We start from the raw sequence: 9,674 nt of genomic DNA on the forward strand, positions 1-9,674 counted from the left end.
CCAGCAGCCAGACCGGGCCGGCGTGCGGATCGAGCGCCTGCAATGCGGCGTCGTCGCCGTACAGCACGGCGGCGCGGATGGCGTCCACCGGCGCCGCCGCGTGCAGCAGCCCGAGCGCCGGATGCGGGCGAAACCGCAGGCCGCCGGCGCAGGCCTCCGGCACCGCCTGCAAGGCAGTGAAATCGGCAGGCCGGACATCGTCGGCGTAGCGCGCGCAATTGACCAGGAACTCCAGCCGCGCCACGTCCGCCAGATAAGCCACGCTGGCCGCCGCCGGGTCGGCGGCAAGGAAGTCGCCGAAGCTGGCGCCATAGCGCTCCAGCCAGGCGCAGTCGTCCGGGCAGGCCGCCACTTGGTCCTGCGCGCAGCGCGTGAAAAAGGCATCGCCGACCAGCCGCGCCACGGCCGGATAGGTCAGCTGCAGGGCCCGCACCAGCGTCTGGCGCACACTGTTGCGGTATAGCTGCAGGCGCTCGGCGGCGGCCACCCCATCGGCGCGCACGTACTGGCAGGCTTCGCCGTCATCCGCCGCGTGCAGCGCCTTGCTGACGGCGACCTGCAACGCCAGCAGGCCGGGATCAGCGCGGCGCATCGGCGGCCTCCAGCATCCGGCCGGCAATCCGCGCCTGCGCCAGCAGCACCGCCAGCGGCGGCACATCGTTGTCCCATTCGATCAGCGTCGGCACGCGGCCGAAGCGCTGCAAGGCATAGCGGTACAACTCCCAGACCGCCGGCGGCGGCGCGCTGCCATGGTCGTCGACATGCAGCTGCTGGCCGCCGGCGTCGCGCACGCTGTGGCCGGCCAGGTGAATCTCGCCGACCGCGGCCGCCGGCAGCGCATCCAGATAGCCGCGCGCGTCCCAGCCGTGGTTTTGGGCGCTGACATAGATATTGTTGACGTCGCACAGAATGCCGCAGCCGGTGCGGGCGGCAACCGCCGCCATGAACTCCCATTCGGGGATGGTCGAGTGATGGTACTGCAGGCAGGTGGACGGGTTCTCCAGCAGCAGCGGCCGTGCCAGCACGTCCTGCGCCAGTTGCACATTGGCGCACACCACCGCCAGGGCCTCCTCGGTCAGCGGCAGCGGCAGCAGCTCGGGCAGGAACACGCCGGGGGCGGCGCTCCAGCTCAGGTGCTCGGACACCAGGCCCGGCGCCACCCGCGCCGCCACCTGCGCCAGCCGCCGCAGGTGCGCGTGGTCGAGACCGGTTGCGCTGCCCAGCGACAGGCCCACGCCGTGCAGCGACAAGGGATAGTCGCGCCGCAGCTGCTCGAGCAAGGCGATGGCGGCGCCGCCGCCCATGAAATTTTCAGTGTGGACTTCCAGCCAGGCGACTGCCGGCCGCTGCGCGGCCACATCCTCGTGGTGCACGTGGCGCAGGCCGATGCCGGCCTGCGCCGGAATCGCCGCGCCGCCGCGCGGCCCGCTGTGCTTGAAACCCATGCCATCCATGTACGCCACTCCCGAAGGCGGCGCCCACGCGCCGACAGCAGCAATGATCCATCAAGCGGCGGCGGCGGAAAAGATGGCTATCCTGACTATTTAGGAGGGCAATCCTGACATCAGCGCGCCGCGCATGAAGGTCAGGCGGCCGAACTTTTCGCGGTATTCGCTGGGCGTCAGGCCGGTGTGGCGCTTGAACAGGCGGCGGAAGAACGCCACGTCCGAGTAGCCGATGCGGCCCGACACCTGCGCCACCGGCGTGCTTTCGTTCTCCAGCAAGTCCTTGGCGGCGGCGATCCGCAGCAGCTGCATGTAGGCGCCCGGCGCATGCCCGGTGGCGGACTTGAAGCGCCGCACGAAACTGCGCGGCCCCACGCTGATGCGCTCGGCCAGCGACTCGATCGAGATATCGCGCTCCAGGTTGGCCTGCAGGTATTCCTCCAACTCGCGGATCCTGGCGTCCGAATGCGGCAGCGAGATGCGCAGCATGGCGTAGCCCGACTGCCGGCTGCGCGGCATGCTCAACAGTAGCGCCTTGGCGCACTTGAGGGCGATCTCGTGGCCGCAGAATTTCTCCACCAGATACAGGCTCAGGTCGATCGACGCATAGATGCCGCCGCTGCAGAACATCTGCCCGTCCTCGGTCACGAACTGCTCGGGACGCCACTGGATCTGCGGATAGCGTTCCTGCAGCAGGCTGGCCACCGCCCAGTGGGTGGTGGCCACGCGCCCGTCCAGCAGGCCGCTCTCGGCCAGGAAGGCCACGCCGGTGCAGATGCCGGCGATATAGGCGCCGCGCCGGTGCCACTCGCGCAGCCATGGCAGCAGGCTGGTGCTGCGGGCGATATGGTCCTGGATGTCCAGTCCCGAGGCCGGCAGCATGATGATGTCGGTGTGCCCGATATCCTCGATGGCGCATTCCGGCACCAGGGCCAGCGCGCACTGGGTGGTGACTGGCGTGCCGCTGATCGACGCCACCCGCACCCGGAAGCGCGGCTCGGGGGTGTCGCCGTGCAGCGCATTCCACAGCCGGCCCGCGGAGTGGAACACTTCCAGCGGCGCAATCGAGGTGGAGGCGAAACTTTCCTCGATCAGCACGATGGTGACATCGATCACGGCGGTATGAGAAATGGCAAGGTGGTTGGCCATGGCGCCTCCTGTCGGCAAAGGTGGTGAAAACAAGCTGGAGCATACCGCAAGATGATACCCTGCCCGCCGCCGGCGCCGACAGGGGCATTCCTGCCGGCCGCCAGGGTCGATACTGACACCGGTTGCGGCGCGCGCTTGCGCGGCGCTGCGGGACTATCGCAATCGTGCGACAAAGTGCGGCCGCCGGCGCCGGCATGGCCATTGGTGCAGTTGCATCGGCGCGCGCCTGGCCTACGCTGTGGTCCATCGCCACCGCACAGGACACCAGCATGCCGCCCGCCTTCCCGCCACCGCCCTCGCGCGTGATCGACGTCACCGTGCTCCTGATCGGCGCCGGCTATGCCTCCACCTCGGTCGGGCCGATGGAGGTCTTCCATGCCGCCGGCACGCTGTGGAACCGGCTGAACCGCGTCGCGGCCGAGCCGCGCTTCCGCGTGCGCAGCGCCAGCCTCAACGGCCGCGTGGTCGACAGCACCTGCCGGCTCGGCCTGTTGCCGAGTTGCGCCATCGGCGACATCGATGCGACCGACATCATCATCGTGCCGGCCGCCGGTCCCGACCTGGCGGCCTGCCTGGCCGACGCCGCGCCGCTGCTGCCATGGCTGCGGCACTGGCATGCGCGCGGCGCCTACATTGCCGGCATCTGCACCGGCGTCGCGCTGCTGGCCGAATGCGGCCTGCTCGACGGCCGCCGTGCCACCACCCACTGGGCCCACGCCGACGCGCTGCGCCAGCGCTACCCGTCCGTGCACTGGCAGCCCGAACATTTCCTGACCGAGGATGGCCATGTGTTCTGCGGCGGCGGCGTGCACGCGGCGATGGACCTGAGCCTGTTCCTGGTCGAGCGCTTTTGCGGCCATCAGGTGGCCCGCCAGTGCGCCCGCGCGCTGCTGCTCAACATGCCGCGCAGCAGCCAGACCAGCTATGCCGCCATGCCGCTGGCGCGGCCCCACGCCGACCCGCTGATCCAGCGCAGCGAGCAACTGCTGCGGCGCTCGCTGCGCCAGGAGCACAGCATCGAGCAGCTGGCCAGCCAGGTCGAACTGGGGCCGCGCAGCTTCATGCGCCGCTTCAAGGCCGCCACCGGCTATACGCCGGGCGCCTATCTGCAACTGCTGCGCATGGCGCGCGCGCGGCAGATGCTGGAGGACGGCGACGCCTCGATTGCCGCCATCGCCGCGGCCGTCGGCTACGCCGACCTGACCTTTTTCCGCCGCCTGTTCCGCCGCCACACCGGCCTGACCCCGAGCGTCTATCGCCAGCAATTCGGCCCGCAGCACGCCGCCACGTAGCAAAAAACCACAGTGCGCCGCGCCGCCGCAGCTTGCCGGACGCAGCGGCGGCGCGCCCGCGCGCGCACTTGTCATGATGCCCCCTGTAAATTGGCAAGATTGTCGTCTAGCCGGGTCACTAGCGATCAGCGATCATGATTTTTATATCACGCCGCGAACCTTACCTCGCGGCGCGCATTGCGTCACCTTACCCTGGAACACGCCCATGAGCACCTGTAATCAAGCACCGCGCCCGCGCCGAAAGCACCATGATTGAACCGGATTTTCACGCAGGACACCACCCATATGCCGCACCGCAGCTGCCGCCAGCGCCGCACCAGGACGCCGTCGACGTCGTGATCGTGCTGGCCGACGCCGGCCTGACCCTGACCACGCTGATACCGATGGAAATCTTCCAGGCCGCCGGCACGCTGTGGGATGCGCTGCACGGCGTGCGGCCGGCGCCGCGCTTCCACGTGCGGCTGGCCTCGCTGAGCGGCCACAGCGTGCAAACCCCATACGGCTACACGCTGCGGCCCGATTGCAGCATCGAGGATATCGACAAGGCCGACATCGTTGTCGTGCCGGGCGCCGCGCCGTCGCGCGCGCTGGCGGCCGGCCACCCGCCGTGCCTGCTGTCGTGGCTGCGCCTGTGGCACCAGCAGGGCGCCTGCCTGGTCGGCCTGGGCGGCGGCGTGGCGGCGCTGGCCGAAGCGGCGCTGCTGGACGGCAAGGAGGCCACCGCCCACTGGGCGCTGATGCCGGTGCTGATGCAGCGCTATCCGCGCGTCCTGTGGCGCACCGACTACGCGCTCACTGAGTACGGCCAGATCCTGTGCGGCACCGGCGTCCACGCGGCGATCGATCTCAGCCTGTACCTGGTGGAGAAATTCTGCGGCCGCGAACTGGCGCTGCGATGCGCGCGGGCGCTGGCGCTGAACCTGTCGGACACGCTGCACACCAACCATGCCGTGCGCCCCTTGTCGCGCCCGCATGCGGACCAGGTGATACGCGAAACCGAAGACTACCTGCGGCGCAATATGCACCGCGACATCTCCGCCGAGTTCCTGGCCGAGCGCATCGACCTCGGCGTGCGCAGCTTCATCCGCCGCTTCAAGGCCGCGACCGGCCATGCGCCGGGCGCCTACATGCAACTGCTGCGGGTGGCGGCCGCGCGCGAGCTGCTGGAGAACAGCGCGGCGGCGGTGTCGGTGGTGTCGACCCGCGTCGGCTATTCCGACCAGGCCTTCTTTCGCCGCCTGTTCAAGCGCCACACCGGCCTGACGCCGAGCGCCTACCGCGAACAGTTCGGCAACAGCGGCAAGCGCCACCGCGCCGCGGTCGCCGACAGCGGCGGCGCCTGTCACGATCCCCCCTCGCAATTGTCAGTATCAGCATCTGGTACAGCCCGCAGCGATGGGCGATGATGATGTCACTGCACGCCAACCGGCGTGCGCAACCAGCCTCGATCGAGGCACTCACCTGAGGATGTATCATGCAAAAACGTATCACTGCCCCATTGTCGCTGGCTGCCGCCGTGGGCATCGCCGCCCAGGCCCTGATCTTCAGCGCCGCCCACGCGGCGGACAAGGAACTGCCGCAAGTGGTCAAGGACAATATCGCCCGCGCGACCGAACAGAAGCTGGAAAAGTGCTACGGCGTCAACGCCGTGGGCAAGAACGACTGTGCGGTCGGCAAGCACTCGTGCGCCGGCCAGGCCACCAAGGCGCGCGATCCGGAATCGATCGTGCTGCTGCCGGCCGGTTCCTGCGCCAAGATCGACGGCGGCAAAGTCAAGTAACAGCCATCCGCGCCTGCTTCGGCAGGCGCATCAGCCAGCGGGGCACAGCGATGCAGCACAAGACCGAATCCTCCCAGATGCTGCACGCCAGCTGCGCCGCGCTGTCCGTCCGCAGCGGCCTGCTGCCGGCGCCGCCGGCCGGCCGCCGCGCGCAGCATGAAATTGTGGTGCCCGGCATGCATGCCAGCGCCACGCTGACCTATCGCGCCGCCGACGGCGCGGCGCAGCAGGTGCGCGTGACCGACCGTCATGTCAGTTTCCTGCCCGCCGGCCACGACGACGGCGCGGCCTGGCAGGCCGGCCAGCCGCTGACCGTGATCGCGCTGCAGGCGGACTTCCTGGATGCGCTGGCGCGCCGCAACGGCATGCGCCATCTCGAGATGGCGCCGCAGTACGCCGCCGTCGATCCGCTGATGTGGCACATGACGCGCTTCATCGAACGCCAGCTGCACGCGCAACGCGGACTGGAGAGCGCCTATCTGGAAGCGCTGGCCTGCGTCATCGGCCAGCACCTGCTGAGCACATATGCCGACAGCCCGCCGGTCAACGGCGCCTTGGGCGGCCTGCCCTATTACAAGGTGCGCCGCGCCATCGACTACATCCGCGCGCACTACCGCGAGGATATCGGCTTCAAGGATATCGCCGCCTACCTCGACATGAGCCCGTTTCACTTTTCGCGCATGTTCAAGCATTCGACCAGCCAGTCGCCGCGCCAGTACATCAGCCGCTACCGCATCGAGGCCGCCAAGAAAATGCTGGTGGAAAGCGACCGCGCGATTGCCGACGTGGCGCTGGAAGTCGGCTACAAGAGCCAGAGTCACTTCACCACCCGCTTTGCGCTGTGGGTCGGCATGACGCCGGCCGCCTTCCGCGCCACGCGCTGATCCGGCCGCAGACGGCGCCGCAAAGCGCGCTATCATGGCGGCTGCCGCTGCCAAGGAGTCCACCATGCCCGCATGCCTGCTGTCGCTGTTGCTCGTCCTGTGCGCGCTGCTGCGCCCGGCGGCGGCGGCCGCCCCCACCATCCTGGTGGTGGAAAGCTACGACCCCGGCTTTGTCTGGGACATCGCCTACAAGGCCGCGCTGGCGGAGCGGCTGCAACCCGCCTACCAGCTCAGCTATGTTGCGCTCGACACCAAGCGCCTGCCGCCGGAGCAGCACGCCGCCATGGCCGACCGGGCCTGGGCCGCCTACCTGCGGCTGCGGCCGGCGCTGGTGATCCTCGGCGACGACGCCGCGCTGCGCCTGCTGGCGCCACGACTGGCCGCCACGGCAACGCCGGTGGTCTATCTCGGCATTAACAACAATCCGCGCGCCTACTTCGATCCGGCGCGGGCGCGCAACATCACCGGCGTGCTGGAGCGGCCGCTGGTGCTGCGCAACGTCGCCAATGTGCGCCTGCTGCTGCCCAGGGCGCGGCGCGTGCTGTTCCTGCTCGATACCGACGTCACCTCCACCATCCTGTACCAGGAAATCTTCCACGGCAATCCGCATCAGCGCATTGAGGGCCTCGATGTCGACGTCAAGCTGATCGGCACCTGGCGGCCATGGCAGAACGAGGTACTGGGCGCGGCACGCCAGTACGATGCCATCTTCATCGGCCCGGCGCAGGCGCTGCGGGACGACAGCCCGCGCGCCAAGCCGATGGGCGACGTGATGCGCTGGACCGCCGCCAACACGCCGCTGCCAACCTTTGGCCTGTGGGATTTCACGGTCGGCCCGGATGCCGCCATGGGCGGCCTGGTGTTGAGCGGCCATGACCAGGGCGTGGCGGCGGCTGGCATCGCCCTGAAAATCCTCGGCGGCGCCGCCCCCAGCACGATTTATCCGGTGCGGGCCGAGCGCGGCACCTTCCTGTTCAGCCGCCGGCAACTGCGCCGCTTCGGCATCGCGCTGCCACCCGACATCGCCGCGCAAAGCAAGTTCACCGACTGATTCGGGAAAAGCGCAAGACTGCGGCAAAACCGCAGCAGCGCACAAGATGTCCCGCGACGGGAATGCCATGATGCGCTCATCATCATTCACCACGAGGGAAACCCATGAAAAAAATCTGCAGCATGCTGGCACTGGCCGGCTTGTCGGCCATGACGCTGGCCCAGGCGTCGAGCCATCGGGAAGCCCCCAACATCGCCCAGCAGCCATCGGTGGATTCGACCGACCTGTATGTGTTCCGCAGCTATGAACCGGGCCGCGCCGGCTACGTCACCATCCTGGCCGACTACATCCCGTTCCAGACCAACGTCGGCGGCGCGCACTTTTACCAGTTCAATCCCAATGCGCTGTACGAAATTCATATCGACAATACCGGTTCCGGCGCCGAGGCGCTGACCTTCCAGTTCCGCTTTACCAGCACCAGCAACGGCATCGCCGTGCCGGTCGGCGGCAAGCAGACCAAGATTCCGCTGATCCACGCCGCGCCATCGCCGACGCCGGGGGCGCCGCCGACGCTGAACGTGACCGAAAGCTACACGCTGAACCTGGTGCGCGGCGACCGCCGCACCGGCCAGAGCGCGGCGGTGACCAATGCTGCCGGCGGCGCCAACCCGGCCGTCTTCACCAAGCCGGTCGACTACCTTGGCGACAAGACCTTCGGCAGCAGCGCCGGCTATTCCGCCTATGCCAACAAATACATCTATGACGTCAACATCCCCGGCTGTGCGGCGCCGGGCCGGGTGTTCGTCGGCCAGCGCAAGGAACCGTTCTATCTGCTCGACGGCAAGCTGTTCGACCTGCTCAACTTCAACCTGACCGGGCCTGAAGTCGGCGGCAACAACAACGACCTGGAAAGCAACAACATCACCACCCTGGCGCTGGAACTGCCGATTGCCTGCGTCACCGCCGGCACCGATCCGGTGATCGGCGTGTGGACCACGGCCAGCCTGCGCCAGGGCCGCCTGCTCAACAACGTCGCCGCAAGCGGCTTGAACAAGTACAGCAAGGAAGGCGGCGCCTGGACCCAGGTCTCGCGCCTTGGCAATCCGCTGTTCAACGAGGTGATCATCGGCATGGACGACAAGGACAAATACAGCGGCGCGAAGCCGAAGAACGACCAGGCCAACTTTGGCGACTACGTCAGCAACCCGGCCTTCCCGGCGCTGATCCAGGCGGTCTTCCCGCAGTTCAAGGCGCCGACCAACTTCCCACGCACCGATCTGAGCACCGTGTTCCTCAAAGGCATCAAGGGCGTCAACCAGCCGGCCACGCCGGGCGCGCTGGCCGAGATGATGCGGCTCAACACCGCCGTGCCGCCCACGGCGCTGAACGCGCAAAATCCGCTGGGCGTCGGCGGCGGCGACAACGCCGGTTATCCGAACGGCCGCCGCCCGGGCGACGACGTGGTCGACATCTCGATCCGCGCGGCGATGGGAGTCCTGTGCGTGCTGACCGGCGCCAATGACAGCCTGCAACTGGGCTGCCATCCGGGCGATGCGCCCTCCGGCACCGTGGCCTTCACCGACGGTGTGCGCAAGACGGCCGCCAACTTCGGCACCGCCTTCCCCTACCTGACACCGCCGGTCACCGGCAGCCTCAATCCGCCAGCGCCGTCCGGCACGGTCTATCCGTAATCGCCACGGGAGCTGCTGATGCCTATCCTGCATAAACATCTCTGCCGCGCCGCGCCGTTGCTGGTGGCGCTGACCCTGGCCGCCTGCGGCGGCTCGCACCATGACGACGACGGCACACCGCCACCGCCGCCGACGGTCAGCCAGCCGCCGGCCACCGCCGAAGTGCCGCCAGGCGCCTCGGCATCGGTAAGCGGCTTTATCGCCTATCTGGTCGCGCTGCTGGGCGCGGCCGCCGACCAGCTGGAGCCGGTCGACACCAGCACGCTGGTGGCGCCGGTTGACGACCACGCCGAACCGGTGAGCGTCAACTGATGCCGTACCTGGCCAGCCGTGCCGGCGCGCGGTGCCGGCGCCACGCAGTGCCGGCCGGCCTGCTGGCCGCCCTGCTGGCCATATGGCCGGCGCCGCCGGCTGGCAACACCTCGATGATCTGGCTTGCGCT

10 protein-coding genes are annotated in these 9,674 nt (G+C 68.7%); 7 read left to right on the plus strand and 3 right to left on the minus strand.

What is annotated here, in order from left to right; translation table 11 throughout:
* From GJ695_RS28775 to GJ695_RS28785, 3 genes are all read right to left on the minus strand, one after another.
* Positions 1 to 592: HvfC/BufC N-terminal domain-containing protein (locus GJ695_RS28775; RefSeq protein WP_166455419.1), on the minus strand; the 592-nt coding region annotated here is incomplete at its 3' end.
* Positions 579 to 1,454, minus strand: a complete 876-nt coding sequence (bufB, locus tag GJ695_RS28780) for an MNIO family bufferin maturase (protein WP_229260689.1) — start codon at positions 1,452 to 1,454, stop codon at positions 579 to 581. The genes GJ695_RS28775 and bufB, both read right to left, overlap by 14 nt.
* A 90-nt stretch (positions 1,455 to 1,544) precedes the next feature.
* On the minus strand, positions 1,545 to 2,594 hold the full coding sequence (locus GJ695_RS28785; protein WP_154370519.1) for a GlxA family transcriptional regulator: 1,050 nt from the start codon (positions 2,592 to 2,594) through the stop codon (positions 1,545 to 1,547).
* Between the two features lie 194 nt (positions 2,595 to 2,788).
* On the opposite strand from GJ695_RS28785, the gene GJ695_RS28790 reads away from it, so the two are divergent.
* The 7 genes from GJ695_RS28790 to GJ695_RS28820 all read left to right on the plus strand — a co-directional run bounded on the left by GJ695_RS28790 (position 2,789) and on the right by GJ695_RS28820 (position 9,544).
* The gene (locus GJ695_RS28790; protein ID WP_208023466.1) at positions 2,789 to 3,886 is read left to right on the plus strand and encodes a GlxA family transcriptional regulator; all 1,098 of its coding nucleotides are present in this window, start codon (positions 2,789 to 2,791) and stop codon (positions 3,884 to 3,886) included.
* Positions 3,887 to 4,134: 248 nt separating this feature from the next.
* Positions 4,135 to 5,292 (plus strand): GlxA family transcriptional regulator, encoded by a 1,158-nt coding sequence (locus tag GJ695_RS28795; protein WP_154370520.1) that lies wholly within the window; start codon positions 4,135 to 4,137, stop codon positions 5,290 to 5,292.
* A gap of 68 nt (positions 5,293 to 5,360) precedes the next feature.
* Entirely contained in the window at positions 5,361 to 5,666 is a 306-nt protein-coding gene (locus GJ695_RS28800) for a BufA1 family periplasmic bufferin-type metallophore (protein WP_154370521.1), read from the plus strand.
* 50 nt (positions 5,667 to 5,716) lie between these two features.
* Positions 5,717 to 6,550, plus strand: a complete 834-nt coding sequence (locus tag GJ695_RS28805) for a helix-turn-helix transcriptional regulator (RefSeq protein WP_154370522.1) — start codon at positions 5,717 to 5,719, stop codon at positions 6,548 to 6,550.
* Between the two features lie 34 nt (positions 6,551 to 6,584).
* Complete coding sequence (locus GJ695_RS28810; RefSeq protein WP_154370523.1) at positions 6,585 to 7,601, plus strand: ABC transporter substrate-binding protein; 1,017 nt, start codon at positions 6,585 to 6,587, stop codon at positions 7,599 to 7,601.
* 104 nt (positions 7,602 to 7,705) lie between these two features.
* Positions 7,706 to 9,232 carry a DUF4331 domain-containing protein gene (locus GJ695_RS28815; RefSeq protein ID WP_154370524.1) on the plus strand — a complete coding sequence of 509 codons (1,527 nt, stop codon included), beginning with the start codon at positions 7,706 to 7,708 and terminating at the stop codon, positions 9,230 to 9,232.
* An 18-nt stretch (positions 9,233 to 9,250) separates the two neighbouring features.
* Positions 9,251 to 9,544 carry a hypothetical protein gene (locus GJ695_RS28820; RefSeq protein ID WP_154370525.1) on the plus strand — a complete coding sequence of 98 codons (294 nt, stop codon included), beginning with the start codon at positions 9,251 to 9,253 and terminating at the stop codon, positions 9,542 to 9,544.
* The last annotated feature ends 130 nt before the right edge of the window (positions 9,545 to 9,674 follow it).

It is taken from the genome of Duganella alba (genome assembly GCF_009674495.1).
Lineage (GTDB): Bacteria > Pseudomonadota > Gammaproteobacteria > Burkholderiales > Burkholderiaceae_D > Rugamonas > Rugamonas alba.